At 73.1% G+C, this 26,934-nt stretch carries 25 protein-coding genes and 2 tRNA genes; 12 read left to right on the forward strand and 15 right to left on the reverse strand.

The window, feature by feature from the left end; all coding sequences use genetic code 11:
* The first annotated feature begins 44 nt into the window (after positions 1–44).
* Positions 45–121, forward strand: a tRNA-Ile gene (locus V5D56_RS16025).
* Positions 122–184: 63 nt separating this feature from the next.
* Here V5D56_RS16025 and V5D56_RS16030 read toward each other — a convergent pair.
* A complete protein-coding gene (locus V5D56_RS16030; RefSeq protein ID WP_435736281.1) occupies positions 185–544 on the reverse strand; it encodes a hypothetical protein in 360 nt (119 codons plus the stop codon).
* Positions 545–702: 158 nt separating this feature from the next.
* Here V5D56_RS16030 and V5D56_RS16035 point away from each other — a divergent pair, with 158 nt between their 5' ends.
* Together V5D56_RS16035 and V5D56_RS16040 are read left to right on the forward strand one after the other, a co-directional pair.
* The gene (locus V5D56_RS16035; protein ID WP_435736282.1) at positions 703–1,218 is read left to right on the forward strand and encodes a hypothetical protein; all 516 of its coding nucleotides are present in this window, start codon (positions 703–705) and stop codon (positions 1,216–1,218) included.
* Positions 1,219–1,263: 45 nt separating this feature from the next.
* A tRNA-Asn gene (locus tag V5D56_RS16040) sits at positions 1,264–1,336 on the forward strand.
* A 113-nt stretch (positions 1,337–1,449) separates the two neighbouring features.
* On the opposite strand, the gene dnaG is transcribed toward V5D56_RS16040, so the two are convergent.
* Complete coding sequence (dnaG, locus tag V5D56_RS16045) at positions 1,450–3,396, reverse strand: DNA primase (RefSeq protein WP_435736283.1); 1,947 nt, start codon at positions 3,394–3,396, stop codon at positions 1,450–1,452.
* Positions 3,397–3,405: 9 nt separating this feature from the next.
* The gene (locus V5D56_RS16050) at positions 3,406–4,356 is read right to left on the reverse strand and encodes a helix-turn-helix domain-containing protein (RefSeq protein WP_435736284.1); all 951 of its coding nucleotides are present in this window, start codon (positions 4,354–4,356) and stop codon (positions 3,406–3,408) included.
* 151 nt (positions 4,357–4,507) lie between these two features.
* Between V5D56_RS16050 and V5D56_RS16055 the strand changes: the two genes are divergently transcribed.
* Positions 4,508–4,966: a VOC family protein gene (locus tag V5D56_RS16055; RefSeq protein ID WP_435736285.1), complete on the forward strand. Its 459-nt coding sequence runs from the start codon at positions 4,508–4,510 to the stop codon at positions 4,964–4,966.
* A gap of 18 nt (positions 4,967–4,984) precedes the next feature.
* Here V5D56_RS16055 and V5D56_RS16060 read toward each other — a convergent pair whose 3' ends face one another.
* Positions 4,985–6,316 (reverse strand): deoxyguanosinetriphosphate triphosphohydrolase, encoded by a 1,332-nt coding sequence (locus tag V5D56_RS16060; protein WP_435736286.1) that lies wholly within the window; start codon positions 6,314–6,316, stop codon positions 4,985–4,987.
* A 57-nt stretch (positions 6,317–6,373) separates the two neighbouring features.
* Positions 6,374–7,126 carry a metallophosphoesterase family protein gene (locus V5D56_RS16065; RefSeq protein WP_435736287.1) on the reverse strand — a complete coding sequence of 251 codons (753 nt, stop codon included), beginning with the start codon at positions 7,124–7,126 and terminating at the stop codon, positions 6,374–6,376.
* 128 nt (positions 7,127–7,254) lie between these two features.
* On the opposite strand from V5D56_RS16065, the gene V5D56_RS16070 reads away from it, so the two are divergent.
* Positions 7,255–7,686, forward strand: a complete 432-nt coding sequence (locus tag V5D56_RS16070) for a hypothetical protein (RefSeq protein ID WP_435736288.1) — start codon at positions 7,255–7,257, stop codon at positions 7,684–7,686.
* A 43-nt stretch (positions 7,687–7,729) separates the two neighbouring features.
* On the opposite strand, the gene V5D56_RS16075 is transcribed toward V5D56_RS16070, so the two are convergent.
* The 4 genes from V5D56_RS16075 to V5D56_RS16090 form a co-directional block, all read right to left on the reverse strand.
* Positions 7,730–9,610: a glycoside hydrolase family 13 protein gene (locus V5D56_RS16075; RefSeq protein ID WP_435736289.1), complete on the reverse strand. Its 1,881-nt coding sequence runs from the start codon at positions 9,608–9,610 to the stop codon at positions 7,730–7,732.
* 2 nt (positions 9,611–9,612) lie between these two features.
* Positions 9,613–10,524, reverse strand: coding sequence for a sugar ABC transporter permease (locus V5D56_RS16080; protein WP_435736290.1), 912 nt, complete (start codon positions 10,522–10,524; stop codon positions 9,613–9,615).
* 1 nt (position 10,525) lies between these two features.
* Positions 10,526–12,166: an ABC transporter permease subunit gene (locus tag V5D56_RS16085; protein WP_435736291.1), complete on the reverse strand. Its 1,641-nt coding sequence runs from the start codon at positions 12,164–12,166 to the stop codon at positions 10,526–10,528.
* A gap of 146 nt (positions 12,167–12,312) precedes the next feature.
* Positions 12,313–13,542, reverse strand: a complete 1,230-nt coding sequence (locus V5D56_RS16090) for a sugar ABC transporter substrate-binding protein (RefSeq protein WP_435736292.1) — start codon at positions 13,540–13,542, stop codon at positions 12,313–12,315.
* A 258-nt stretch (positions 13,543–13,800) separates the two neighbouring features.
* On the opposite strand from V5D56_RS16090, the gene V5D56_RS16095 reads away from it, so the two are divergent.
* A complete protein-coding gene (locus tag V5D56_RS16095; protein WP_435736293.1) occupies positions 13,801–14,865 on the forward strand; it encodes a LacI family DNA-binding transcriptional regulator in 1,065 nt (354 codons plus the stop codon).
* 142 nt (positions 14,866–15,007) lie between these two features.
* Positions 15,008–16,846, forward strand: coding sequence for a glycoside hydrolase family 13 protein (locus tag V5D56_RS16100; RefSeq protein WP_435736294.1), 1,839 nt, complete (start codon positions 15,008–15,010; stop codon positions 16,844–16,846).
* A gap of 66 nt (positions 16,847–16,912) precedes the next feature.
* Here V5D56_RS16100 and V5D56_RS16105 read toward each other — a convergent pair whose 3' ends face one another.
* From V5D56_RS16105 to dusB, 5 genes are all read right to left on the reverse strand, one after another.
* Positions 16,913–17,341, reverse strand: coding sequence for a hypothetical protein (locus V5D56_RS16105; RefSeq protein WP_435736295.1), 429 nt, complete (start codon positions 17,339–17,341; stop codon positions 16,913–16,915).
* A 4-nt stretch (positions 17,342–17,345) separates the two neighbouring features.
* A complete protein-coding gene (locus V5D56_RS16110) occupies positions 17,346–18,845 on the reverse strand; it encodes a hypothetical protein (protein ID WP_435736296.1) in 1,500 nt (499 codons plus the stop codon).
* 17 nt (positions 18,846–18,862) lie between these two features.
* Positions 18,863–19,654, reverse strand: a complete 792-nt coding sequence (locus tag V5D56_RS16115; RefSeq protein ID WP_435736297.1) for a hypothetical protein — start codon at positions 19,652–19,654, stop codon at positions 18,863–18,865.
* A gap of 180 nt (positions 19,655–19,834) precedes the next feature.
* Positions 19,835–20,527, reverse strand: coding sequence for a hypothetical protein (locus V5D56_RS16120; RefSeq protein WP_435736298.1), 693 nt, complete (start codon positions 20,525–20,527; stop codon positions 19,835–19,837).
* Between the two features lie 7 nt (positions 20,528–20,534).
* Positions 20,535–21,767 carry a tRNA dihydrouridine synthase DusB gene (gene dusB / locus V5D56_RS16125; protein ID WP_435736299.1) on the reverse strand — a complete coding sequence of 411 codons (1,233 nt, stop codon included), beginning with the start codon at positions 21,765–21,767 and terminating at the stop codon, positions 20,535–20,537.
* A 149-nt stretch (positions 21,768–21,916) separates the two neighbouring features.
* Here dusB and V5D56_RS16130 point away from each other — a divergent pair, with 149 nt between their 5' ends.
* A complete protein-coding gene (locus tag V5D56_RS16130; protein WP_251151566.1) occupies positions 21,917–22,081 on the forward strand; it encodes a hypothetical protein in 165 nt (54 codons plus the stop codon).
* Positions 22,082–22,181: 100 nt separating this feature from the next.
* Here V5D56_RS16130 and V5D56_RS16135 read toward each other — a convergent pair whose 3' ends face one another.
* A complete protein-coding gene (locus tag V5D56_RS16135) occupies positions 22,182–23,579 on the reverse strand; it encodes a glycine--tRNA ligase (protein ID WP_435736300.1) in 1,398 nt (465 codons plus the stop codon).
* A gap of 159 nt (positions 23,580–23,738) precedes the next feature.
* On the opposite strand from V5D56_RS16135, the gene V5D56_RS16140 reads away from it, so the two are divergent.
* Genes V5D56_RS16140 through V5D56_RS16155 form a run of 4 tightly spaced genes read left to right on the forward strand, consistent with a single transcriptional unit; the run spans position 23,739 to position 26,933 of the window.
* Complete coding sequence (locus tag V5D56_RS16140) at positions 23,739–24,728, forward strand: metal ABC transporter substrate-binding protein (RefSeq protein ID WP_435736301.1); 990 nt, start codon at positions 23,739–23,741, stop codon at positions 24,726–24,728.
* On the forward strand, positions 24,725–25,552 hold the full coding sequence (locus V5D56_RS16145) for a metal ABC transporter ATP-binding protein (protein ID WP_435736302.1): 828 nt from the start codon (positions 24,725–24,727) through the stop codon (positions 25,550–25,552). Before V5D56_RS16140 ends, V5D56_RS16145 begins: the two co-directional genes overlap by 4 nt.
* Positions 25,549–26,544, forward strand: coding sequence for a metal ABC transporter permease (locus V5D56_RS16150; protein WP_435736303.1), 996 nt, complete (start codon positions 25,549–25,551; stop codon positions 26,542–26,544). The genes V5D56_RS16145 and V5D56_RS16150 overlap by 4 nt, the downstream gene beginning before the upstream one ends.
* Complete coding sequence (locus V5D56_RS16155; protein ID WP_435736304.1) at positions 26,541–26,933, forward strand: Fur family transcriptional regulator; 393 nt, start codon at positions 26,541–26,543, stop codon at positions 26,931–26,933. The genes V5D56_RS16150 and V5D56_RS16155 overlap by 4 nt, the downstream gene beginning before the upstream one ends.
* Position 26,934 lies beyond the last annotated feature (1 nt).

Raw genomic sequence — 26,934 nt, forward strand, 5'->3', positions numbered from 1 at the left:
CCCAGCGCCCGGACCGCACTCGGTGAGCGCTAAGATCGCGGCGCGCCCCGTTAGCTCAGCTGGTCAGAGCAGGAGACTCATAATCTCTCGGTCGCGGGTTCAAGTCCTGCACGGGGCACCAGGCCGGGTCGTTGCGATCCCTCCCCGCACGCGCACCACGCGCCGTCGTCGCACCGTGCCGACGTCAGCGTCGCTCGAGCGTCGAGTTGTACCGCTCCGCGGCGATCGCGTCGACGGCCGCGACGATCCGGTAGACGCCGACCGCGAGGCACGCCAGAGTGGCGATCGCGATGGCCATCCCGACCACGAGGAACCCGTCGCCGTCGTTGCTCGCGTAGATGCCGGCGCTGTTCTCCTGCATCCCGGTCCCGATGAGGAACGTGGCGAGGACCGCGCCGAGGAATCCCAGCGCGATGAAGAACGCGGCCGGCTTCGGCCGCACGACGACGATCGGCTCCGGCGGTCCGACCGGGCGCGACGCGGGCCGGTGCGGGTACACGGCCCCGTCCTCGGCGTCGGGCGTGGTCGGCTGTTCGGTCGTCATGACGGCTCCTCGATGTGGGTGGACGCTGCCCCGGATCATCCCGCACCGCGCCGACATCGGGGCGGGTGCGTCTCGGAGGGCCACCCGGGGCACCCCGTGCGGACCGTGACCGGGCGGGACGGCGCCGTCTGCGGCCGCTCAGCGGCTACCGTAGGTCCGTGCCCTGGTTCCGCCGTCACTCGCTCCCCGACCCGGTCCGCCGCGCCCTCGACGTGGCGGCAGGTGACCGCGTCCTCGCGTCGGCGGAGCTCGTGGACGGGTCGTGGGCCGTCGCGACGCGCAGCACCCTCGTGACGAGCGACCCGGCCGGCGCGGTGACGCTGCGGCGTCCGTGGTCGGACGTCGACCGGGCGTCGTACGCCCCCGAGCCCTCGACCCTCACGGTCACGTGGGTCGACGGTTCCGACCCGGTCGAGCTGCACCTCGCCGACCCGCGACGCACCGCTCTCGTCCAGACGCTGCGCGAACGGGTCCAGTCGTCCGTCGTCCTGTCCGAGACCGTGACGTTCGCCGCAGGACGCACCGCGCGCGTCGCCGTGCGACGCCATCCCGACGGCGGCCTGTTCTCCCAGGTCGTCACGGAGCCGGGGGTCGATCTCGACGACCCGGAGGTCGCCGCACGCGTCGACGCGGCCGAGTCCCGTGTCCGGTCGGCGTCCGGACTACCCCTCTGAGCCTGCTAGAGTTTTCCCCGGTCACCACGGTGAAACCGTGGCCGATCCCGCGTAGCTCAGCTGGCAGAGCATCCGACTGTTAATCGGACGGTCGTAGGTTCAAGTCCTACCGCGGGAGCCTTCGAGAGGGGCGTCGACACAGGTCGGCGCCCCTTTTCACGTCCTGGCCCGACCTCAGGGCTCACGGCAGCCTCGCGCCCGCGTCAGCCACCGTGGGTCAGGCGATCTGGGTCAGGCGATCTCACCCTCGCGCAGCGTGCGCCGCTCGGCCTCGACGGCGAGGAGACGGGCGAACGCCTCCTGGTACGCGGCGACGTCGGCCGACGGGTCGAGACGCTGGAGCCTGCTCTTCGCGTCGGCGATGCGGCGGGTCAGCCCGAGGTCCACGAGCCCGCGCACGACACCGGCGACGTAGCCCCCGACGACGCTCTCGCGGTCCTCCGGGAGCGGAGCCACGGCGAGCTCGGTGACGAGGCCCTGGACGGGTTCGGCGGCCTGCTCGACGACGGCCTCCACCCAGCGACCCTCACCGAGCGCCGCGCCCTCGCGCGCTCCCCCGGCGGCCCGGACCGCGGCGTGCACGGCGCGCCAGGCCGGGACCGAGAAGGCGTCCTCGTCGAGCGTGTCGAACACCGGAGGGACGTGCTGCGGGTACTGGAGGACCGCGACGAGCGCGAGCCGCTCGCGGCGTGCGACGGGGTCGCGCGGGTCAGGTGCGGGCATCGTCGGCACGGCGGGTGCGGCGTCGGACGTGGCCGCCCGGGCGTCGTCGGTCCGCGCGCCGCGGACGGGACCCGGCGTCGGGCGCCGGCTCGCCGAGGAGACCTCGCGCCGCACGCGGTCCGCGTCCATCCCGATCCAGCCCGCGAGCAGGCGCGCGTACTCGGGGCGCAGCGCGGCGTCGCGGATGCCGGCGACGATCGGGGCAGCGGCGCGCAGCGCGCCGACACGTCCCTCGGCCGTGTCGAGGTCGAAGCCGGCGAGCGTGGTGCGGATGACGAACTCGAACAGCGGCTGACGCCCGTCGACGAGCGCGCGCACCGCGTCGGGACCGCGCGCCATGCGCAGCTCGCACGGGTCCATGCCGCTGGGCTCGACGGACACGAAGGTCTGCGCGTAGAAGCGCTGGTCCTCGCCGAACGCGCGGACCGCGGCCTTCTGGCCGGCGGCGTCGCCGTCGAACGTGAAGATCACCTCGCCGCCGACCGACGCGCCGGACGCGAGCTGCATGCCGCCGCCCGCCGTCGTGTCCCCCAGGAGCCGACGGACGATGCGCGCGTGGTCCGTGCCGAAGGCCGTGCCGCACGTCGCGACGGCGGTGGTCACGCCGGACAGGTGCGCGGCCATGACGTCCGTGTAGCCCTCGACGACGACGACCCGCTTCTGCTTCGCGATCTCGCGCTTCGCCAGGTCGATGCCGTAGAGCACGTTCGACTTCTTGTAGAGCGACGTCTCGGGGGTGTTGAGGTACTTCGGGCCCTGGTCCTCGTCGTACAGGCGGCGCGCGCCGAACCCGACGATCTCGCCCGTGACGTCACGGATGGGCCACACGAGCCGACCACGGAAGCGGTCGTAGATCCCGCGCTGGCCCTGGCTCATCAGCCCGGACGCGACGAGTTCTGCCTGGGTGAACCCGCGTCCCTGGAGGTGCCTCTGGAGGCTGTCCCAACCGGTCGGGGCGTAGCCGACCCCGAAGTGCTCGGCGTCGGACCGGTCGAAGCTGCGCTCGGCGAGGAACGCGCGCGCGGCACCCGCGCCCGGGCCGACGAGCTGCTCCATGTAGTACTGCGCTGCGACACGGTGGGCCTCGAGCAGACGCTGGCGTCTGCCCGGCTCCTCGCGCGGCCGCGGCGCTCCCCCGCCGTGCCCGCTCTCCTCGTACCGGAGCTGGATCCCCACGCGGTCGGCGAGGTACTCCACCGCCTCCGTGAACGTCAGGCCGTCGATCTTCTGCACGAACGAGATGACGTCGCCGCCCTCGCCGCAGCCGAAGCAGTGCCAGCGCCCGACCCCTGGCCGCACGTGGAACGACGGCGAGCGCTCGTCGTGGAACGGGCACAGCCCCTTGAGCGAACCGACGCCGGCGGACTTGAGCGTGACGTGCGCGGAGACGATCTCGTCGATCCGTGCGCGGTCGCGGACGGCGTCCACGTCCTCGCGTCGGATCAGGCCTGCCACGACCCGAGTCTATGCGTCCGGAGCGGTCGCGGAGGCCGGTCCGGCGCCCGTGCCGGGTGCCGCGCCGACCGCCTCCGAGAGCGCCGCCCGCGACGCCGCGCAGCGGCGGGCGTACCGCGCCGGGGTGGTCCCGGTCGCGCGGACGAAGTCGGTCCCGAGGTGCGCCTGGTCGTAGTACCCGACGGCGGTCGCGAGGGTCGCGAGGTCCTGCGCGGGCTCGCTCGCGAGCAGGTCGGCGGCGAGGTGCACGCGGTGGCGCTGCAGCACCCACTTGGGGCTCACGCCGACGTACCGGGCGAACAGTCGCTGCAGCGTGCGCGGCGTGGTCCCGACGACGTCCGCGAGCTCGTGCACGCCGGCTCCGGGCCCGAGGCGACCGGAGACGAGCGCCGCCATGACGCCCTGGACCCGTCCGAGGTCGCGGGCGGCCCGGGCGGAGCGGACCGTGCGTGCGCGGGCGCGCACGAGCGGCTCGACCTCCGCGACGGCCTCCCCGGGGCGTCCGGCCACCGCCAGGGTGACGGCGGAGCGGGCGCCCGCGTCCGCCGTCAGACCCAGGAACGACGCGGCGGGGACGAGCACGCCCGGTCGGACGGCGTCCGCGGACCCGAGGAGGACGCGGAAGGCACCCGGACGCAGCTTTGTCCCCACGACGGCACCGCACCCCACGAGGGTGCGCTCGAACAGGCCCGGAGGGATGCCGTGCGCGGCGTAGCCGGACTCCTCCGCCACGACGTTGGCGACGGGGTGCGGCACGACGACCTGCGTGAACGACTGCCCCGGCGGGAGGTCCCAGCGCACGACCCAGTGCCGTTCGACGAGGTCCGCGAGGTCGGGCGCGGGGTCGATCCGCACGAGCTCGAAGCCGCGCCGCGCGGAGGCCGGGTCGACGATCCCGCGCAACGAGGTCGTCGAGGGGCGTGCACCGCCGGGAGGCTCGCGTTCGAACACCTGTCGCATTCCTCCAAGACTGGCACGACCGACCGACACGAGCATGGTGCTCCCGGGAGGTACCCGGGGCAAGCTCGGGACGAGCTCGGGGCGAGCTTCCGACGAGCTCGCGACGAGGACGGACGCGCCCACAACCGGGCGCCGGTCGGAGGAGGACACCATGCAGATGTCGGCACTGCACCCGAACGTCACGGTGAGCGGCGCCCGAGAGGCCATCGCGTTCTACGAGGCGGCGCTCGGTGCCGAGGTGGTCGACGTGGTCACGTCGGGCGACGCCGTGATCCACTCGGACCTGCGGATCCGGTCGGCGGCGGGCGTCTCGACCTTCACGGTCGCGGAGGCGTTCCCGCCCGACTCGGTCGCACCCGAGCCCGGCGCACCGACGCACGCGTCGTTCTCCGTACCGGTCGAGGACACGGACGCGGCGCACGACCGCGCCGTCGCGGCGGGTGCGTCGAGCCTCGCGGAGCCGGCGGACTGGTTCGAGGGCTTTCGCCAGGCCGCGGTGCGCGACCCGTTCGGCCACCGCTGGTACTTCGTCACCGTCGCGGACTCCGTCACCGCGGAGGACGTGCAGCGCGCGAGCGACGCGTGGCTCACCGAGCGCGGCGACGCGTGAGGTCGCACGGCGGCGCCGTCAGCCGCGCGGACGCACGAGCCGGGCGTGCAGCTGCATCGCCGACACGTCCGTGAGGGACGCGACCTGGTCGACGACGACGCGCAGCCGCGCGGCGTCGTCGGCCGCCTCCGCCCAGTCCGCGGCGAAGGACGGCTCGAGCGCGACCGGCGCCCGGTCGGCGAGGACCTCGACGAGGTCCGCGATCACGTCGCGCTGGCGCTGGTAGAGCGGCTCCTGCTCCCGGGGCGCCATGACGTAGGCGACGGCGATGCCCTTGAGCACGAGGATCTCGGCGACGGTCTCGTCGGGCACCACCAGGCGGGCCGCGTAGCGCGTGAGGGGTCCGTCGCCGTAGACGGCGCGGGTCGCCTCCTGCGCCGCGCCCGTGAACCGGCCGATGAGCTGGCTCGTGGCGTCCTTGAGCGCGGCGAGCGCGCGGCGGGAGCCGTCGAACCCGGTGACGAGGTGCCCGGTCTTCTGCAGGCGACCGATCGCCGCCTCGAGCTCGGCCGCGTCCTGCGCGGTGCCGTACCAGGCGTGCACCGCGCGCACGACGCGGTCGCGCTCCTCGGCGTCCTCGAGCACCGCGAGCTCGATGCGGCCCCCTACGACCGCGTCCTCGACGTCGTGCACGGAGTAGGACACGTCGTCGGCCAGGTCCATGACCTGCGCCTCGAGGCACTTCACCTGACGGGGCGCGCCGGCGCGCAGCCAGTCGAACACGGGGCGGTCGTCCTCGTAGACGCCGAACTTGTGGGTCGCGCGGCCGTCGGCGCGGGGCGGCCCCTCGCCGGCGCCCCAGGGGTACTTGACGCTCGCGTCGAGGCTCGCGCGCGTGAGGTTGAGGCCGACGGGACGGCCGTCGTCGGCGACGGCCTTGGGCTCGAGACGGGTGAGGAGACGCAGCGTCTGGGCGTTGCCCTCGAACCCGCCGATGTCGACGGCGAGGTCTGCGAGCGCCCGCTCGCCGTTGTGCCCGAACGGCGGGTGGCCGAGGTCGTGCGCGAGGCAGGCGGTGTCCACGATGTCCGGGTCGCAGCCGAGCGCCTTGCCGATCTCGCGGCCCACCTGCGCGACCTCGAGCGTGTGCGTGAGGCGGGTGCGCACGAAGTCGTCGCTGCCCGGCCCGAGCACCTGGGTCTTGGCGCCGAGACGGCGGAGCGCCGACGAGTGGACGATGCGCGCGCGGTCGCGCTCGAACGGGGTGCGGGCCCGGGACTTGGGCGACTCGACGATCCAGCGCTCGGTGTCGGCGTCCGTGTACGACGCCGTCCCCTCCTCGCCGGAGGCCGGGCGGGGGGAGGTCCCGACGACCGTGGGGTCGAACGCGCCCTGCTCGAAGGTCTGCACCGGCTCAGCGTAGCGATCCCTGCGTGACGAGCTGCTGGTCCGCCGGGACGCGGCCGGTCAGTCCGGCTGCTCGTGCAGCCCGCGATAGACCGCGGTGCGCAGCTCGCGCGCCCACTCGTCGGCCTGCGGCATCCCCCGCTCGTACGCGACGGCGATCTCGGCCTCGACGTCGTAGGGGACGCGGACGTGCTGCACCGAGAACGGCGCGGGCTCGGGCGAGTCGACGACCCCCTCGAGGATCACGTAGACCGGCGTCGGCTCGTCGAGCGGGTTGCCGACGCTGCCGGTGTTGAAGAGCGTCCGGCCCCGGTCGATCTCGAGGTAGGCGTCGTGCACGTCGCCGTACCCGACGACGGTCGGCGCGGGCCCGGGCCCGGTGAGGTCCGTCGTCGCGAACATCGCCGCGAACTCTTCGGGCGTGTGGTGGAAGTGCACCTTGGTGTACAGGCTGGCCGCGGACGCGTGGAACAGGCGCACGCGGCGCCCGCTGAGCAGAAGGTCGTGGCACAGAGGGCGCGCGGCGAGCCGCTCACGCTGGTCAGGGCGCAGCTCGTCGCGCCACCACACCATCTCGGGCGCGGACTCGTCGGCCCAGCGCGGCAGGAAGTCGTCCCAGTTGCCGCGCACGTTGACCTCGCACACCTCGTGGCACCGGTCCTCCACCGCGCTCCCGCGCGGGCCCTTGCCGACGTCGTCGCCCAGGTTGACGATGCGGGTCACGCCGCGCGACGCGGCGTCGGCGAGCACCGCCTCCAGCGCGGAGAGGTTCCCGTGGACGTCCGAGATGACGGCGAGGCGTTCGGCGGGCACGACCGCGATCCTGCCACGGGGCCGGTGCCGCGGAGAAGTGACTTTCGGCCCCGGATCCGGGCGGGACAGGGGCGGAAGCTCACGTCTCGGCAGAGCCTGGACCGTGCACCGGCGGTAGCCTCGGCCGTATGGGTGCACCGCACGCGCTCGAGCTCCGGGTCGTCACCGTCGACGGCGTGGTCGAAGTCGTGCCCTACGTCGACGGTCGCTCGCTCGTCGCGCTCGCACGCGACCTCGAGTCGTCCGCCGGATACTCCCCCGCCGGTGCGTACGGAGGGCTCGTCCCCGAGCACTTCCGGTACGGGCCGGCGGCGCAGCACTGGTACGGACGAGGGCGCGTGCCCGCCCCGGGGCACGCGTGGATCCTGGCGTGCGACTGTCACGAGGCCGGGTGCTGGCCGCTCGAGGCGACGATCGCCGTCGACGAGGACACCGTCACGTGGTCGGGCTTCTCCCAGCCGCACCAGCCGCGCTGGGACTACGGCCGCCTCGGGCCGTTCGCGTTCGACCGCGCGCAGTACGACGACGCCGTGGACAGGGTGTCGCACCTCTTCGTCTGAGACGCGACGACGTCGTGCGCGACCGCGACGACCGGACGGCGCCTCAGCGCAGGCGCCAGACCCCAACGGCGGGGCCGTCGCTCCCGAGGCGCCACGCGCCGTCGTGCACGGACAGGTCGAGACCACCGTGCAGGTGCTCGGCCTCCCGCGCCGCCCCGACGACCGCGGGGTGCAGGCGCACTCCTGGCCACGCGTCGCGCGCGACGGCGACGAGCACGCGCTCGTCAGGTGTCTCGCGCAGGTAGACGAGCGCGTCGTCGTCCACGTGGACCCACCGCAGCCCGCCCGAGCGCAGCGCGGACGACGCTCGACGCACCCCGATCAGGGAGCGGTAGAGGTCGAACGTCGCGATGTCCCAGCGCTCCGGCTCGTCCCACGGCATGGTGGCGCGCGCGTGCTCGCCGTTCAGCCCGGTGAGGCCCACCTCGTCGCCCGCGAAGACGACCGGCGTGCCCGGGTACGTGAGCAGCAGCGTCGCCGCGACCTCGACGAGCTCGCGCGAGCCGACGATCGAGCGCAGTCGCGGCGTGTCGTGCGAGCCGAGCATGTTCCACTGCGACGCGGTCACGCGCCACGGGTGCACGGCGTCGAAGTCGCGCATGGTCTCGACGACGGACCGGCCGCCTCGCCGCGGCGTGCGCACGGGCAGGCCGAGGTACGGCACGGACGACCCGGCCGGCGACAACCACGTCCAGACGGGCCGGGTGAACGCCGAGTAGTTCATGTTCGCGTGCCAGCCGTCGCCCGCGAGGTCGCCCGTGGCGTCGTGGAAGTGCTCGGCGACGAGCGCGGCGTCGGGGTTGATCGCGGCCATCGTGGACCGCAGGGTGCGTGCGACGTCGAGCGTGCGGTCCTCGGCGCCGTAGCGACCCGTCATGTTCGCGACGTCGATGCGCCACCCGTCGATCCCGAACGGCTCGCGCAGGTAGCGCCCGACGACGGAGCCCGGCCCGTCGATCATGCGCGCCGCGAGCTCGGCCGAGCCGTAGGAGAGCTTGGGCAGCGACGCGTGCTCGAGCCAGCCCACGTACCCGGGGTCGCCGTCGGTCCAGTAGTAGAAGTCCCGTTCGGGCGCGCCGGGGTCGGCGAGCGCCCGGGAGAACCACTCGTGGCCGACGCCCGTGTGGTTCGTCGTGAGGTCGCCCATGACGCGCAGCCCGCGCGCGTGCGCGGCCCGGACGAGCGACGCGTACGCCTCGTCACCGCCGAGGAGCGGGTCGACGTGGTCGAACGTGCTCGCGTCGTAGCGGTGGTTCGATCGGCCCGGGAACACGGGCGTCGTGTACAGCGTGGAGACGCCCAGCGCGACGAGGTGGTCGAGCCGCTCCTCGATCCCCGCGAGGTCGCCGCCGTAGTACTGCGTCCCGACGTCGGGGCCCCCGCCGTGCGGCTCGTCGTCCCACGCCGCGGGCACCGCCCAGCCAGGCAGGTCCCGGCGCCCCGAGGCACCCGACCGCGCGAACCGGTCCGGGAAGACCTGGTACACGACGCCGTCGGCCATCCACGACGGCGCGGGGTCGTGGACCGTGAGGCGGAAGTCGGCAGCGTCGGGTACGTCGCGGTCCCACGTGCCGCGCCCGTTGAGCCAGCGGTAGCCGCTGGTCCCGTCGGCGCCCGGGGCGTCGAGGAAGAAGCGGTACCCCGTCTGCGGGTTGTGCACCAGCACGTCGGCGACGTACCAGTCCTCGTGCTCGTCCGAGCGGTCGAGCCGGGCGGGAGACATCCGCGGCTCGCCGTCACGGACCGTGCGCAGCCACACGTCCCGCACGCCCGCACCGCGCGGCACGCGCACGCGGACCGGGACCGTGTCGCCGAGGCCCGGCGTGCCCTCGGGGACGTACAGGGCGGAACCGTCGTGGTGGGCCGACGGCGTCGTGGTCGGGACGGCGGTCGTCGGGGCGGCCCCGGGCGAGGACTGCTGCACGCTCAGCCCTTGACGGAGCCCGCGGTCAGGCCGCCGACGATGTACTTCTGCAGGTACAGGAACAGGGCGAGCACCGGGAGCGCCGAGATCACGGCTCCGGCCGTGAACAGCCCCCAGTTGGCCTCGCGGAGCGAGGACACCCACCCGTACAGCCCGACGGCGAGCGTCCAGTTGCTCTCCGACGACAGGACGATGCGCGCGATGATGAACTCGCCGAACGTGCTGATGAAGGACAGGAGCGCCACCACGGCGAGGATCGGCGCGACGAGGCGCAGGATGATCGTCCAGTAGATCTGCGTGTGCGTGGCGCCGTCGATCTTCGCCGCCTCGTCCAGCTCACGCGGGACCGTGTTGAAGAACCCGTACATGAGGAACGTGTTCACGCCCAGCGCGCCGCCGAGGTACACCGCGATGAGCGCGATCTTGCTGTTCAGCCCGAGCGCGGGGACGACGTCGCCGAGACCGAGCAGCAGCAGGAAGATCGCCACGAACGCCAGCATCTGCGGGAACATCTGGATGATGAGCAGCGAGGTCAGGCCGACGCGCCGCCCGGCGAACCGGAAGCGCGAGAACGCGTACGCCGCCGCGGCCCCCATGAGCACGGTGCCGACCGACGTCACGACGGCGATGACGAGCGTGTTGGTCATCCACGTCCAGAACATCGTGGTGCCGAGCTCGGCGTAGTTCGCGCCGCTGACGTCGGAGAACAGGGAGTTCGACCCGGTCAGCGTGCCGTTCTCCGAGAGAGACGCGGAGAGCACGTAGACGAGAGGGAACGCCGCGTAGACGACCGCGACGACGCCGACGACGTGGCGCCAGCCGAGCTCGGTGAACCAGCGACCGGGCTTCATGCGGCGCTCCGGGGCCGGCTGGGTGGCGCCGTCGACGACGGGCGCGGCGTGGGTGGTCGCCATGTCAGCTGATCTCCTCGAACTTGCGCGTGGTCCGGAACGCCAGGGCGGAGATGGTCCCGACGATCAGGAAGATGACGATCGACAGGGCGCTCGCGAGACCGAAGTCCTTCGCGGCGGAGCCGTCGACGCCGGAGATCGAGTAGACCATCGAGATGAGGATGTCCGTGTGCCCGAGCGGGACGGACGCGTCGGCGAACCGTGGACCGCCGCCCGTGAGCATGTAGATGAGCGTGAAGTTGTTGAAGTTGAAGGCGAACGACGAGATGAGCAGCGGCGCCGTCGCGATGAGGAGCAGCGGCAGGGTGATCGACTTCCACGTGCGCCAGCGGCCCGCGCCGTCGATCTTGGCGGCCTCCATGACGTCCGACGGCAGCGACTGGAGCGCGCCCGTGCAGATGAGGAACATGTAGGGGAAGCCGAGCCACAGGTTCACGCCGAGGACCGCGAGCTTCGCGAGCCACGGGTCGGTGAGCCACGGGATCTCCGCCCCGCCGAGCAGCACCGTGTTGATGTACCCGAACCGCGTGTTGAGCAGGCCGGACCACAGGAGCGCCGCGAGGAACCCCGGGATCGCGTACGGCAGGATCATGAGCGTGCGGTAGAACTTGCGGCCGCGCATCCGCGTGTCGTTGAACGTGATCGCGAGGAACAGGCCGAGCAGGAACGTCGTCGCGACGGACCCGACCGCGAACACGAAGGTCCACACGAGGATCTTGAGGAACGGCTCCGCGTACCGGCTGTCGGTGAAGGCCGTCGCGAAGTTGTCGAGACCCACGGGCACGCGCCACCCGACGGCGAGCGTGGTGCCGTCGGCGGCCTCGAACTGGCCCTCGTCGTTCGGGGTGTAGACGGTCCCCGTCGTGGTGTCCGTCATCGTGTCCGCGGCCTCGTCCCACTCGAGCGACGAGGTGTAGACGTAGCCCGTGCGCGCGTCGGTCGTGCGGATCGAGCCGTCCTCGGGGTCCTCGGAGACCGGGACGCGCAGCTCGGTGACCTCGCCCTGGCGCTGCAGCACCTGGTCGCGCGGCAGCACCGTCCAGCCCGGGACCTCGGTGACGCGGTCGTCCTCGACGCTCGCGCCGTCGGCGGCGGTAAGCGGCTGGTCCGCGGAGCCGACCTCGACGTCGCCACCCTCGGTGAGGACGGCGAACCCGAGCTCGTCGCCGTCGGCGACGACGGTGAGCGGGACGGAGGGCGAGCCCTCGACGCGCCGCTCGTTCTGCACGAGGAGCGCGGAGACCGCTTGCTCCTTCGTGCCGTTGTGCCCCGTGCCGTAGTTGGTGAACGCGACGTAGCCCGTGTAGGCCACGACGAAGATCTGGAAGACCAGGAGGAACGCGAGCCCCGGGAGGATGTACTTCAGCGGCAGGGCACGGCGCGAGAAGTACACCCAGTTGGCGGCGACGAGCAGCGCAAGGCTCGCGACGAGGACGCCGTACGAGCCGGCCTGCCACGCGGACCACACGACGTAGACCCCGAGCGCGTCGACGACGGCCATGAGGGCGAGCTTGACGAAGAAGCCCGGCCCGTAGTCCCGCGCGTGCGAGCCGTCGCGCGGCCGCAGCGTCGGACGCCGACGCGCCGGCGGGTCGGCCGGTGGGGTGCCGACGGGCTCGTCGGTCGTGGTCTGAGGGGCGGACATCGTGGTGCCTCCGAGGTGGTCCGACGCGGCAGCGGCACCGCGTCACAGGTCAGGGGCCGCCCCGGTGAGGCGGCGGACCGGTGGGCCGCCGTCGGCCGTGGGATTCGTCCCACGGCCGACGACGGCCGGTACCGGTCGGGGTCCGGTCAGGAACCGATGGCGCCCTCGATGTCGGCGATCATCTTGTCCCACGTCGCGACGGGGTCCGCACCGCTGACGATCGCGGCCTCGGTCACGCCCCAGAAGCTCCACACGGAGGCCATCTCGGGGATGGACGGCATCGGCACGGCCTCGGCGCCGACGGCACGGAAGCCCGCGACGATCGGGTCGGAGGACGAGGCGGAGTCGGCCGCGGCGGTGAGCGCCGGCGGACGGTTGCCCGCCTGGTACAGCGCGAGCTGCGCCTCCTCCGTCGAGAGGAAGTTCACGAGGAAGTCGTTCGCGACGATCGCGTTCTCGCTCTCGGCGCTGAGGTAGAAGCCCTGCACACCCACGAACGGCTGCGCGGGCTGGTCGCCCGCGGCCGGGATCGGGTCGATCGACAGGTCCATGCCCTCGAAGGACTCGATCATCCACGGCCCGCCGACGATGAACGGCGACTCACCGTTCTTGAACGCCTCGACGGCGATGTCGTAGGTCGTGTCCTGGCTCAGCACGCCGGCAGCGCCCTGCTCGCCGAGCCACGTCGCGTAGGCCTGGCCCTCGGGGCCGCCCATCGCGAGCTCGGACGAGTAGCTGCCGTCCTCGTTCTGCGTGAAGACCGGGGCGCCGAACGACGTCTGGAACGGGTAGTGCGTGTAGGGGTCGCCCTTGTCGTTGTCCGACTGCACGAGGATCGGGAACTTCGTCCCCGCCGCCTGACCTGCCGCGACGGCGTCGTCCCACGTGGCCGGCGCCTCGGCCGCGAGCTGGGTGTTGCGGATGAGGGCGATGTTCTCGATCGCGTAGGGCAGGCCGTAGACCTGGCCGTCCTGCGTGAAGGCCTCGAGCGAGACCGTCTCGAACTCCGACGCCTTGTCACCGAGCTCGAGCGGGGCGACGACACCGTTCGTCGTCATCTCACCGAGCCAGTCGTGCGCACCCACCGTGATGTCCGGGCCCTCGCCCGTCGGTACCTGCGCGAGGAAGTCCGCGCGGATGTCCTCGAAGTTCTTCAGGACGACCTCGACGCTCGTCCCGGTCTCCTCCTCGAAGGAGGTCGCGGCGGCGGTGACGGCGTCCTGGCGGGTCTCGTCGACCCAGACGGTGAGCGCGCCCGTGGAGGACGCGGTGTCCTCGGGCTCCGTGGTGGTCTCGTCGCCGCTCTCGCCGGACGAGCAGGCCGCCAGGGCGAGCGTCGTGGTCAGCGCGGCGGCAAGAAGGATGCTCCGTCGCATCAGGGGCACTCCAAGCGTGTGTGGTGGTGGCCCGCCCGGCTGGCGCCGGTGCCGGACCCTGATGCGACTGACCGTAGATCGGCGGGTGGCGCCTGTGCAAGTTGTTGCGGTAACTTTCATGCAACGCTTTTCAAGGCGCCCGACGGCGTCTGCCCGCCTCCTCCGGCCGGCGATCCTCGCGCGCCTCGACCACGAGCGCGCGACTCACCGGGCGGACGACCAGGACGAGGAGGTCCGGTGTCCCCTACGCTTCCCCACGTGCGCACCCGTCTCAGCGATCTCGCCGCCCAGGCCGGCGTCTCCACGGCGACGGTCTCGCGCGTGCTCAACGGGAAGGCCGGCGTCGCGAGCGAGACGCGCCAGGCCGTGCTCGCGGCGCTCGACGTGCTGGGCTACGAACGTCCGTCGACGCTGCGCACCCGGTCGGCCGGTCTCGTCGGCCTCGTCGTCCCCGAGCTGACGAACCCCGTCTTCCCCGCGTTCGCCCAGACGATCGAGTCCGTGCTCGCCGAGCACGGGTACACGCCGCTGCTGTGCACCCAGTCCCCTGGTGGCACGACGGAGGACGACTACGTCGACATGCTCATGGACCACGGCGTCGACGGCATCGTCTTCGTCTCCGGCCTGCACGCCGACACCCAGGCGAGCCACGAGCGGTACGAGCGTCTGCGCAGCCGCGGCATCCCGATCGTCCTCGTCAACGGGTACGCGGAGGGCATCGACGCGCCGTTCGTGTCACCCGACGACGTCTCGAGCGTCGAGCTGTCGGTGCGCCACCTGGTGTCGCTGGGTCACCGCCGGATCGGTCTCGCCATCGGGCCCGACCGCTTCGTCCCGGCGCAGCGCAAGCTCGCGGCGTTCACGGACGCGCTAGTCCGCCACGAGCTCGTCGCCGACGCGTCCGAGGTCCCCGAGCACGTCGTCGTGACGCTCTACACGGTCGAGGGCGGGCAGGCCGCCGCGGGCGAGCTCATCGACGCCGGGCACACCGCGATCGTGTGCGGCTCCGACCTCATGGCGCTCGGCGCGATCCGCGCGGCGCGCTCCCGGGGCCTGCGGGTGCCCCACGACGTGTCGGTCGTCGGGTACGACGACTCCCCGCTCATCGCGTTCACCGACCCGCCGCTCACGACCGTGCGCCAGCCCGTCACGGCGATGGCCCACGCGGCGATCAGCGCGCTGCTCACCGAGATCGCCGGCGAGCGGGCACCGCGCTCGGAGCTGCTGTTCCAGCCCGAGCTCATCGTGCGGGACTCCACGGGCGCGGCCCCGTCGCGCCCGGCCCCCGAGACCGCGCCTCCCTCGGGAGACCCGACCGCCTGACCCGGCCCCGCGCCGTCGCACCTCGACAGGCCCGGACCGCAAGCGCTTACACTCGATGGCGGGTCGGCGCGACCACGCCTCGACGTCCCTCGACGCACCACGACCCCGACGCACGACCACACACGTGAGGACCTTCAGCTCGATGACTCGTATCGATTCGACGACGCCGACCACCACCGCCACCCTGCAGCCGCTCGCCGCGGGTGCGCTCGTGCACGCGGGCGCGGGCGAGGCACCCGAGTGGTGGCGCGACGCGGTGATCTACCAGGTCTACCCCCGCTCGTTCGCCGACGGCGACGGTGACGGGATCGGTGACCTGCCGGGCATCACGTCGAAGCTCGACCACCTCGCGGAGCTGGGAGTGGACGCCGTCTGGCTCAGCCCGTTCTACCGCTCGCCCCAGAAGGACGCCGGGTACGACGTGGCGGACTACCGCGACGTCGACCCCCTGTTCGGCTCGCTCGCCGACTTCGACGAGCTCCTGGCGCAGGCGCACGCGCGCGGCATCCGCGTGATCGTCGACCTCGTGCCGAACCACACGTCCGACCAGCACGCCTGGTTCCAGGCCGCGCTCGCCGCCCCCGAGGGGTCCGCGGAACGTGCCCGGTACGTGTTCCGCGAGGGCGAGGGCGAGCACGGGGAGCTGCCCCCGAACAACTGGCAGTCGATCTTCGGCGGGCCTGCCTGGACGCGCGTCACGGCCGGCGCGGACGCCCGCCCCCTGACCGGGGCGGCCGACGAGGTGCCCGGCCAGTGGTACCTGCACCTCTTCGACTCCTCCCAGCCGGACCTCGATTGGGAGAACCCCGAGGTGCGCTCGGAGTTCGAGGACGTGCTGCGCTTCTGGCTCGACAAGGGCGTGGACGGGTTCCGCATCGACGTCGCGCACGGCATGGTCAAGGCCCCGGGCCTGCCCGACTGGGACGGCACCGTCTCGATGGTCGAGGGCACCGAGGGCGGCGCCACGTCCGACGAGGCGGTCGACCCCGGCGCGCCCGAGGACGGCTCGACCGGCGCGGGCAACTCCGGACCGATGTTCGACCAGGACGGCGTGCACGAGATCTACCGCGCCTGGCACCAGGTGCTCGCCGGGTACGACGGCGACCGCGCGCTCGTCGCCGAGGCCTGGGTCGAGCCGCTGTCCCGCCTCGCGCGGTACGTGCGCCCGGACGAGATGCACCAGGCGTTCAACTTCTCGTTCCTCACGACGCCGTGGTCCGCCGCTCCGCTGCGCACGGTCATCGCCGCGTCGCTGCGCGCGAACGACGAGGTCGGCGCCCCGACGACGTGGGTCCTGTCGAACCACGACGTCGTGCGGCACGCGTCGCGCCTCGGTCTCGCCGAGCCGGGCCTGCGGCCCAACGGGATCTTCGCGCACGAGCCGCAGCCGGACGAGGAGCTCGGCCTGCGGCGCGCGCGCGCCGCGTCGCTGCTCATGCTCGGCCTGCCCGGGTCGTCGTACCTCTACCAGGGCGAGGAGCTCGGCCTGCCGGAGCACACAGCGCTCCCCGACGACGTGCGCGAGGACCCCGCGTTCTTCCGCACGCAGGGCGCCGAGGCCGGCCGCGACGGCTGCCGCGTCCCGCTCCCCTGGAGCGCCGACGCCCCCGGCCACGGGTTCGGTCCGACCGGCAAGACGTGGCTCCCCCAGCCCGAGTCCTACGCGCGCTACGCCGCCGACGTCCAGCGCGGCGTCGACGGTTCGACGTACGAGACGTACCGCACCGCGCTCGCGACGCGCCGTGCCGAGCGTCTCGGCACGGGCACGCTCGCGTGGGTCGAGGAGTACGCCGGCTCCGACGACGTCATCGCGCTGCGCAACCGCGACGTCGTCGTGCTGGCCAACCTCGGGAGCGAGCCCGTGGTCCTGCCGCGCGGCGTCGAGGTGCTGGTCGCGTCGGGTCCGGTCTTCACCGACCGGTCGGCCGACCCGCAGGTGCGCGTGCCGTCCGACACGACGGTCTGGCTGCGCGCGCTCTGACGCCCAGAGAGGCGGCGCAGCACAGCGCACCGACGGCCGGGGTCTTCCGGACCCCGGCCGTCGGCGTCAGGGCTCGATCCCGTAGTGCTCCCGGATCTGCGCCATCGAGGGCGTCCCGTTGAAGCCGACGTCACCTGGTCCGGCCCCGAGGCCGCCGTCCTCCGACGTGAAGTACACGGACGGGCCGGACGCGTCATCGAGATCAGGCGATGCCGCATACGTCCGGAGCACGTCCTCCATGACACCGACGAGCTCGTCCTGCGTCGTCGCCGCCACCGTCACGGTGCCCTTCTCCCAGTCGTTCCCGAAGCTGCGATGACACTCGAAGTCCGCCCCGGACACACCGTCGACGGAGAGGGACAACGACTCCAGCGTCTCCTCGCACTCCTCGACGGCACCACCACCGGGAGAACAACCGGCGACCGGCAGCACGACCCCGAACGCCACGCCCACGCCCAGCGCTCGCCGAACCAGCCTCCACCGCGCTCGTGCCACGCCGTCAGTCCCTTCGTCCCACGGTGACGTCCACCGCGCTCGTCGTGCCCGGCGATCCACTCAGGAACCCGCTCTGGCGAAGCTGCTGCTCGTACGCGCTGAGCCCGGGGTCGGTGCTCTGCAGGATCGAGCTGCTGTAGGCCTGGTGCGAGTGGTTGCCCGCGGCGTCGTACCACGGGCCCGGGTTCGGCAGCGTCACCGTGGCATGGTTCGCCCCCGTCTGGTCGGAAAAGCTCGGGAGCCCCGGCAACGACGGGAAGGCGGGTCCCAGAGGGTTCAGAGGACCGGGAGGCATGAGGTTGGGGACATAGAGGCTGTCCTCCATGTCGAGCCGGGGCACGACGTCGGTCTGGTGCTGCAGCTCGAGGACGGAGACGCGCGGGTCGATCTGCTGGCTGTCGATCGGCGACCCGAACGTCATCGCGTTGGTCACGTTGTAGCGCGAGACGAAGTCCGGGTCGCTGGTCAGGTCGGCGACCGTCATCCCGCCCTGCGAGTGGCCGACGAGCATGACCTCGGCGCCCTCCGGGATGTTCGCGTTGCGCATCGCCAGCTCGACCGCCTCGGACATCGTAGAGCTGCCGCCACCCGCGGTCACGAGGTTGCCCGTGAGATCCATCGGGTTGCTCGACGCGCCCGGGCTCCAGCTCTCCGTCCCGGGGACGCTCACGATCACACGAGGTCCGTCAGCTGTCTCGATGGTGGTGACCCGGACGGAGCCGTCTCCCGAGAGGTAGGCGTCGGTCACGCTCGCCGTGAGATCGTCCAGGCTGTCCGGGATGCGCAGCGGTTCGACGCCGTCCGGGTTCGCTCCGGTCGGCACCCGACGCGGATCGCCGGCGTACGGGTCGCCGTCGTCGAAGAGGTTCGCCTCGTCGCCGGTCGCGGTCGTGTACAGGGCACCGCCGAGCGCGCCGGCGCCCATGATCATCGACGCGGCGACCTCCGTCGTGCGGGGCCAGCGACCGTCGAGGATCGAGCCGCCCGTGGCGTCCCAGAGCTGACCGAACGAGTCGCCGACGTTGAGCCAGTCGTCGCTCGTCGCGTCCCACCAGGTGCTGGCACCGTCGGCGAGATCCTCGCCACGGTCCCCGAGCCAGTCGAGAGCGTCGCCCCCGGCGTCCCAGAGGTCCTCGCCGCGGTCGCGCAACCAGTCGAGAGGACCACCGCCACCGTCGTCACCGTCCCCGCGACCGCCGCCGTCCGGTCCGCGAGCACCGCCGTCCGATCCGTGCCCACCGCCAGACCCGCCGCCGTCGTTGGACGCCGTGTCCTGCTGGTCCGCGTCGAGGCGGACGCTCTGCGCGGCCTCACGGAGCGTCGCGCACACGCGCGACAGCGACGGCGCGAGCTCGGAGCTCCACCGACCGCGGAACTCGTCCATGTCCGGGCCGAACCCGAACGACATCGCCATCCGGACACCGACCTGGTCCCGGGCCGACTCGAGGTCGTCGGCCGCTCTCTCGAGGTCCGTGCCGAGCCGCCGCACCGCGGCGACGTCCATCCCCCACATCCCCGCGGTCACCGCTCGCCCCCCTCGCCGACCACGGCCCGGGGCGCTCCGGCGGTGACGTCGATCGCGCCCACCAGCGCCCAGCGCAGCTCGGCCGCGACGGCACCCGGCGCGCGCTCGACGAGACGTACGCCGTCGTCGCGGAGCTGTACGTCCAGCAGCAGGTCGCCCGCGACCGACCACCACCGCGACCACACGACACTCGGCCCGGCCGGCGTGGGCCAGGCCTCGACGACGACGGCGAAGCTCGCGTGCTCGTCCTGCACGACCGCACGCGCGGCGGCCGGGAGGGTGTCCACGTCGGTACCCGTCCGCAGGCTCTCCACCTGGGCCCGGTCGAGCGGCGTCGTCGGCAGCGACGACGAGCGTCCCGACGGCCGTGCACCGGCGGTCAGCTGGTGCAGCGGCGGGAGGAAGCGCGTGATCGCGGGCCACAGGTCGTCGACACGGACCAGGACGACGTCCACGTGCCGCGAGACCGCCGTGACCTCGGGGTCGCGCGGTCCGGGGCCGCGCCGGACGGCGTCGTGGATGAGCAGGACGCGGTCGTCGACGAGCGTCAGGCCGGTCGTCGCACCGATCGTCCCCGTGCTCGCCCGGAGCGTCGCCCGGACCGGCGACAGGAGGTGCTGCCCGATCGCCGCCGCCCATGCGGGTTCGACGCCCCCGTGCTCGTCGCCGATCCCCAGCTCACGCAGCTCCGCCCACACGTCGTCCGCGGGCTCGGTGGGCGCGGCCGGCACGCGCACGCCGTCGGCCTCGATCCCCTGGGCGGCGAGCCGTTCCCGCACCCGTGCCACGGCCACAGCCCAGGCCGCTCGTGTCACGCTCAGCGCCCGCATCGTGCCCCCGTCCTGTCGTCCGGTGCGGCTCCACGCGCACCGTTCGGGAGGCTAGCACCGCACGACGTGCGCAGGACATGGGGACCGCTCCCCTGACCGTGCGCGCGACCGAGGTCCACCCGCCCGGGCGCCCCGGCGTCAGACGCCCAGGCCCGACTCGAACGCGACCCGCAGCACGCCCTCCGCCCGGCTCGCGTCGTCGAGCACGTCGGCGGAGCACGCGACCGCTCCCGGCGCGACGGCCCGCCACCACGGCCCGTCGACGTCGAGCACGAGGACGGCGCCACGGAGCGCGCCCGGTGAGACGCGTCGCTCGGAGGCGACCGCCGCGACGACGTCGCGGGCGGTGACCGCGTACTGCGGCGCCGCCTGCCGCGGGCCAGCGGTGCGCTCGCGCCGGTCGAGCCGCTCCCTGGCCTCGGGGTGCAGCAGCACCGCGGCGCGCTGCAGCGGCGGGACGTCCCCGAGACCGTCGTACTCCGGCGGCGTACCGAGCACCTGGCGCTCGTCATGACGCGCGCCGGCCCAGGCCAAGAACGCGTCGGGCCCCGAGGGCGCCTCGGCGAGCCGGTCGGCCACCTCCAACCGCACGAGGTCGCGCCACCACGCGAGCCACCGCGTCGCCACGGCGGCCCGCTCGGCGACGGGGACGAGCTCGGACCGGTCCGGCGCCGCGCCCAGGACCCGTGGCGGGACGTCGTCGGCCGCGTCGTCGACGGACCGGTCGAGCGACAGGTCGAGAGACAGGGCGTCCCGCAGCCACAGGGCCTCGTCGAGCGCGCCGCCGTCGGAGACGGACAGGCGCCAGGAAGCCTCCCCCGCGGTGCGCACGGTGCGGTCAGCCGCCCGAGACGCTCAGCTCGGCCTCGCGCAGCCGCTCGGAGTGCTCGGCGTCGAGCTCGCGCGAGTCGAGCCACCCGTACGGCAGGTGCGGCGTCTTGGGCGAGCCGGCGCGTCCGCGCTGCCCCTCGGCCGCCTCGCCCGGGTAGGGCGCGTCGAGGTCGAGAGCGTCGAGCAGGTCGCGCAGCTCGGCGAGCGTCGAGATCATCGCGAGCGCTCGCCGCGCGTCCCCGCCGACCGCATAGCCCTTCAGGTACCAGGCCATGTGCTTGCGCAGGTCGCGCATGCCCTTGCCCTCGTCGCCGTCGAAGTAGTCGACCATCAGCTCGCCGTGGCGGTAGACCGTCTCCGCGACGTCGCGCAGGCCGGGGCGCACGCGCTCTGGCCGACCGGCGAACGCGGCGGCGAGGTCGGCGAAGAGCCAGGGCCGGCCCTGGCAGCCACGACCGACGACGACGCCGTCGCACCCCGTCTCGTCCACCATGCGCAGCGCGTCCTCCGCGGACCAGATGTCGCCGTTGCCGAGCACGGGGACGCTCGTCACGGCCTCCTTGAGCCGCGCGATCGCGGACCAGTCCGCGGTGCCCGAGTAGTGCTCGGCGGCCGTGCGCGCGTGCAGCGCCACGGCAGCGACTCCCAGGCCCTCCGCGATGCGCCCCGCCTCCAGGTAGGTCAGGTGGTCGTCGTCGATGCCCTTGCGCATCTTGACGGTGACGGGGACGCCGTACGGTCGCGCGGCCTCCACGGCCCCGCGCACGATCGCGGTGAACAGGTCGCGCTTCCAGGGCAGCGCGGCGCCGCCGCCCCGGCGCGTCACCTTGGGCACGGGGCAGCCGAAGTTGAGGTCGACGTGGTCGGCCCGGTCCTCCGCGACGATGATGCGCACGGCCTCGCGCACCGTCGCCGGGTCGACGCCGTACACCTGGGCAGAGCGCGGCGACTCGTCCGCCCCGAACGTCACGATGCGCAGCGCCTCGGGGTTGCGCTCCACGAGGGCGCGGCTCGTGACCATCTCCGCCACGTACAGACCCGGGTCTTCACCGACGCTCGCGCCCGCCTCGCGGCACAGCGTCCGGAAGGCCTTGTTCGTCACGCCGGCCATGGGGGCGAGCACCACGGGCGTGTCCACCCGGATCGGGCCGATCTGCAGGGGCGGCAGCACGGGGGCGGACGCGCGGGCCGTGCTCGCCGTGGTCGTCGTGTCGAGGGTCGGGGCACTCACGCGCTCCATTGTCCCATCCGTGCGGGACCGCGTGCTCGCCCAGCACTCCGGACAACCGTCCGACGTCTGCTGGTCTCCCGTCGCCGCGCGAGGGAGAGGGAGGTGTGGGAGGGTTCCCAGGTCGGCATTTCGGCCGACAACAGACGAAAGGAACACCCATGCCTCTCTGGCTGATCCTCGTCATCGTCGGCGCCGTGCTGCTCATCCTGGGCGTGGCGATCGAGGCCGCGAAGGTGCTGCTCTGGATCGGTGTCGCGATCCTCGTCGTGAGCCTGGTGCTCGCGGTGCTCAACAGGGGCAAGGGCGCGGCGAAGAAGATCTAGCACGACGGCAGGGGGCTGGTGCGCCGCCCGAGGCGCACGACGACGGGGCGGGACCTTCACGGTCACGCCCCGTCGTCGTCTGTCGTCGGCGGCCGCCGTGTCAGGCGCCGAGCAGGTGCCCGCCCAGGTACTCGGTCACCTTGTCCAGGGCGACGCGCTCCTGCGCCATCGAGTCGCGGTGACGGATGGTCACGGCCTGGTCGTCGAGCGTGTCGAAGTCGACCGTGATGCAGAACGGCGTGCCGATCTCGTCCTGGCGGCGGTAGCGACGGCCGATCGCGCCCGCGTCGTCGAAGTCGACGTTCCAGTACTTCCGCAGCTCGGTCGCGAGGTCCTTCGCCTTGGGCGAGAGCTGCTCGTTGCGGCTCAGCGGCAGCACCGCGGCCTTGACCGGGGCCAGGCGGTGGTCGAGGCGGAGCACGGTGCGCTTGTCGACGCCGCCCTTCGCGTTGGGCGCCTCGTCCTCGGTGTACGCCTCGACGAGGAACGCCATGAGCGACCGGGTCAGGCCGGCGGCCGGCTCGATGACGTAGGGGACCCAGCGCTCGTTCTTCGTCTGGTCGAAGTACGACAGGTCCTTGCCCGAGTGCTCCGCGTGGGTCTTCAAGTCGAAGTCCGTGCGGTTCGCGATGCCCTCGAGCTCGCCCCACTCGGACCCCTGGAAGCCGAAGCGGTACTCGATGTCGACCGTGCGGGTCGAGTAGTGCGACAGCTTCTCCTGCGGGTGCTCGTACAGGCGCAGGTTGTCGCGCGAGATGCCGAGGTCGACGTACCAGTCGGTGCGCGCGTCGATCCAGTACTGGTGCCACTCCTCGTCCGTCCCGGGCTCGACGAAGAACTCCATCTCCATCTGCTCGAACTCGCGCGTACGGAAGATGAAGTTGCCCGGCGTGATCTCGTTGCGGAACGACTTGCCGATCTGGCCGATGCCGAACGGGGGCTTCTTGCGGCTGGCCCCCATGACGTTGGCGAAGTTCACGAAGATGCCCTGCGCGGTCTCGGGGCGCAGGTAGTGCAGCCCGGACTCGTCCTCGACAGGGCCGAGGTGCGTCTTGAGCATCATGTTGAAGTCGCGCGGCTCGGTCCACTGCCCGCGCGTGCCGCAGTTCGGGCAGGCGATCTCGGCGAGGCCGCCCTCGGGCGCGCGGCCCTTCTTCTCCTCGAACTCCTCGATCATCTGGTCCTCGCGGAACCGCTTGTGGCACGACAGGCACTCGGTCAGCGGGTCGGTGAAGACGCCGACGTGCCCGGAGGCGACCCACACCTGGCGCGGGAGGATCACGGACGAGTCGAGCCCCACGACGTCGTCACGGCTCGTGACGGTCGAGCGCCACCACTGCTTCTTGATGTTCTCCTTGAGCTCGGTGCCGAGCGGCCCGTAGTCCCACGCGGAGCGCGTGCCTCCGTAGATCTCACCCGAGGGGAAGACGAACCCGCGCCGCTTGGCGAGGGACACGACGGCGTCGAGGCGGGCGGTCGGTGAGGGCGCAGCGGCCACGGTCATCACTCCTGGAGATCGGCCCCGCACGTGGCTCGTGGGGGCTGGACGGGTGGGCGGGCGCCACGACGGCGCCGACCGACCAGCGTACCCCGGGCGTGAGCCGGGTCACCGCGAACGGTTTTGACATTCATTTTCACTAAGGAGGAGACTGGAGCCATGCTTCCCTCCTCCCGCCTGCGCCGCCGCGCGCTCACCGCCTCCGCCGTCCTCGCCGCCACGGCGCTCGTCGCCGCCTGCTCGTCGGGCACGGGCGAGACCGGCGGCGCGGCGGAGGACGGGCGGGTACAGGTCCTGGCGTCGTTCTACCCACTCCAGTACGTCGCGGAGCAGGTGGGCGGGGACCTCGTGTCGGTCGCCAACCTCACGCCGCCCGCCGCAGAGCCGCACGACCTCGAGCTCGCGCCCGCGCAGGTGCGCGCGATCGGCGACGCGGACCTCGTCGTCTACCAGTCGGGCTTCCAGGCCGCGGTCGACGAGGGCGTCGTCCAGCGCGACCCCGAGCACGTCGTCGACGCGACCGAGGCGGCCCACCTCGAGGAGCACCCCGGGTCCGGCACCTCGGACCACCACGAGGACGGGCACGAGGGAGAGAGCGCCGAGGAGCACGCGGACGACGGGCACGACCACGGCGCGCTCGACCCGCACTTCTGGCTCGACCCCACGCGCCTCGCGGCCGTCGGCGACCAGGTCGCGGCCGAGCTGTCGGCGATCGACCCGGAGCACGCCGACGAGTACGAGGCCAACGCCGCGGCCCTGACCGCGGACCTCGACGCGCTCGACGCGCAGTACGCCGACGCCCTCGCTGCGTGCGCCGGCGCGACGCTCGTCACGTCCCACGAGGCGTTCGGGTACCTCGCCGAGCGCTACGACCTCGTGCAGGTCGGCATCTCGGGCATCGACCCCGAGGCCGAGCCGTCCCCCGCGCGGCTGCGCGAGGTGGGCGAGGTCGTGCGCGACAACGGCGTGACGACGCTCTTCTTCGAGACGCTGACCAGCCCGAAGGTGACCCAGACGCTCGCGGACGACCTGGGCGTCGGCACCGCGGTGCTCGACCCGCTCGAGGGCCTGGCCGACGACACGACGGACTACCGTGGGGTCATGGAGTCCAACCTCGAGGCGCTGACGTCCGGGCTGGTCTGCTCGTGACGTCCTCCGCCCCGCTCGTCGCCGCTCGCGGCGTGCACGTGAGCCTCGGCGGCAGCGAGATCCTGCGGGGCATCGACCTGACGCTGCCGCAGGGCGACGTCGTCGCTCTCCTCGGCGCGAACGGCTCGGGGAAGTCCACGCTCGTGCGCTCGCTCGTCGGCATCGTCCCTCTCTCCGCGGGCTCGGTCGAGCTGTTCGGCGCACCGCTCGGTCCGCGCGTCCCGTGGCGGCGGCTCGGCTACGTCCCCCAGCGCGTCGCCGCGCCGTCGGGGATGCCGTCGACGGCCGCGGAGGTCGTCGCCTCGGGCCTCCTGGGCGGCGGACGGCTGCGCCTGCCGCGCGACTGGCGCGCACGCGCCGTCGCCGCGCTCGACCAGGTCGGCCTCGCCGACCGCGCCGCGGACTCGACCGCCGAGCTCTCGGGCGGCCAGCAGCAGCGGGTCCTCATCGCCCGCGCGCTCGTCCGCCGGCCGGACCTGCTGGTCCTCGACGAGCCGGTCGCCGGTGTCGACAAGTCGAGCCAGGAGTCGTTCGCCGCGACCATGACGCGCCTCGTCGGGGACGGCCTCACCGTGCTCGTCGTCCTGCACGAGCTCGGCGCCCTGGCCCCGCTCATCCGCCGCGCCGTCGTCCTGCGGCACGGGCGCGTGGTGCACGACGGCGCTCCGCCCCGCCCGTCGTCGCCGCACGCCGGTGCGACGCACCAGCACCAGCACCCCCACGAGCCGGCGCCCGACGGCGCCCCCGCCGGTCCGACGACCGGGCTCGGCGACACCCTGTACCCCGACCCGGCCGCGGGTCACGCACCGAGGACGGCGTCATGACCGGGTCGATCACCTCCGAGCTCGCGGGGATGCTCACCGACCCGCTCATGCAGCGCGCCCTCGTCGCGGCCCTCCTCGTGGGCGTGAGCGCGCCCGTGGTCGGCACGTACCTCGTGCAGCGCAAGCTGTCGCTCCTCGGTGACGGCATCGGTCACGTCGCCCTCACGGGCGTGGCGCTCGGCTGGCTCGTCGGGTCCGCCATGGGTCTGGTCCCGAACGACGCCCTCGCGATCCCCGGGGCCGTCGTCGCCGCGGTGATCGGTGCCGTCGCCATCGAGCTCGTGCGCGAGCGCGGCCGCACGAGCGGAGACCTCGCGCTCGCGCTGCTCTTCTACGGCGGCATCGCGGGCGGCGTCCTGCTGATCGGTGTCGCGGGCGGCTCCGCGGGGAGCCTCATGCAGTACCTGTTCGGCTCGATCTCCTCCGTGACGTCGTCCGACCTCGTCCTCACCGTCGTCCTGAGCGCGGTCATCCTGCTCGTCGGGCTCGGGCTGCGCGCCGCGCTGTTCTCCGTGAGCCACGACGAGGAGTTCGCGCGCGCCTCCGGGCTGCCGGTGCGCACGCTCAACATCGCGGTCGCCGTCGTCGCCGCGCTCACGGTGACGGTCTCCATGCGTGTCGTCGGGCTGCTGCTCGTCAGCGCGCTCATGATCGTGCCCGTCGCGGTCGCCCAGCTCGTCACGCGGTCCTTCCGTCGCACGATGCTCGTCGCGAGCGTCGTCGGCGTCGTGGTGTGCGTCGTCGGCCTGTCGATCACGTACTGGAAGCTCCTGTCGCCGGGTGCGACGATCGTCGTCCTGGCGATCGGGACCTACCTCGTCGTGGCCCTCCTGAGCCCCCTGTGGGTGCGCCGCCGGCCGCGCGTCGCGCGCGACCCGCACCCCGACATCCCGGACGACGTCGACCTCCCCGAGGCCCGGCCCGTCCCCGCCGGCGCTCTCGGCCCCGGCGCCGACCGCCCCACCACCGGAGGTGACACGTGCAGCGCATGACGCGCCAGCGCGCCGCGGTGTCCGACGCCCTCGAGGACGTCGAGGACTTCCGCTCCGCCCAGCAGCTCCACGAGATCCTGCGCTCGCGCGGCGACTCCGTCGGGCTCGCGACCGTCTACCGCACGCTGCAGAGCCTCGCGGACGGCGGTGACGTCGACGTCCTGCGCACCGAGGAGGGCGAGAACCTCTACCGTCGGTGCGAACGACGCGAGCACCACCACCACCTCGTGTGCCGCACGTGCGGCCGGACGGTGGAGATCGACGGGCCCACCGTCGAGGCCTGGGCGACGCAGGTCGGGGCGACGCACGGGTTCGTCGAGATCCAGCACACCATCGAGCTGTTCGGGACGTGCGAGAGCTGCGCGGCCCGCGGGTCCGAGCGGGGCTGAG

The organism is Cellulosimicrobium sp. PMB13, assembly GCF_051294865.1.
Lineage (GTDB): Bacteria > Actinomycetota > Actinomycetes > Actinomycetales > Cellulomonadaceae > Cellulosimicrobium.

Coding starts and splice junctions, on each gene's coding strand:
- V5D56_RS16030 (WP_435736281.1), bottom strand. CDS start 544: ATGACGACCGAACAGCCGACCACGCCCGACGCCGAGGACGGGGCCGTG.
- V5D56_RS16050 (WP_435736284.1), bottom strand. CDS start 4,356: ATGCGACAGGTGTTCGAACGCGAGCCTCCCGGCGGTGCACGCCCCTCG.
- V5D56_RS16055 (WP_435736285.1), top strand. CDS start 4,508: ATGCAGATGTCGGCACTGCACCCGAACGTCACGGTGAGCGGCGCCCGA.
- V5D56_RS16070 (WP_435736288.1), top strand. CDS start 7,255: ATGGGTGCACCGCACGCGCTCGAGCTCCGGGTCGTCACCGTCGACGGC.
- V5D56_RS16080 (WP_435736290.1), bottom strand. CDS start 10,524: ATGGCGACCACCCACGCCGCGCCCGTCGTCGACGGCGCCACCCAGCCG.
- V5D56_RS16085 (WP_435736291.1), bottom strand. CDS start 12,166: ATGTCCGCCCCTCAGACCACGACCGACGAGCCCGTCGGCACCCCACCG.
- V5D56_RS16090 (WP_435736292.1), bottom strand. CDS start 13,542: ATGCGACGGAGCATCCTTCTTGCCGCCGCGCTGACCACGACGCTCGCC.
- V5D56_RS16100 (WP_435736294.1), top strand. CDS start 15,008: ATGACTCGTATCGATTCGACGACGCCGACCACCACCGCCACCCTGCAG.
- V5D56_RS16110 (WP_435736296.1), bottom strand. CDS start 18,845: ATGGACGTCGCCGCGGTGCGGCGGCTCGGCACGGACCTCGAGAGAGCG.
- dusB (WP_435736299.1), bottom strand. CDS start 21,767: ATGGAGCGCGTGAGTGCCCCGACCCTCGACACGACGACCACGGCGAGC.
- V5D56_RS16130 (WP_251151566.1), top strand. CDS start 21,917: ATGCCTCTCTGGCTGATCCTCGTCATCGTCGGCGCCGTGCTGCTCATC.
- V5D56_RS16140 (WP_435736301.1), top strand. CDS start 23,739: ATGCTTCCCTCCTCCCGCCTGCGCCGCCGCGCGCTCACCGCCTCCGCC.
- V5D56_RS16150 (WP_435736303.1), top strand. CDS start 25,549: ATGACCGGGTCGATCACCTCCGAGCTCGCGGGGATGCTCACCGACCCG.
- V5D56_RS16155 (WP_435736304.1), top strand. CDS start 26,541: ATGACGCGCCAGCGCGCCGCGGTGTCCGACGCCCTCGAGGACGTCGAG.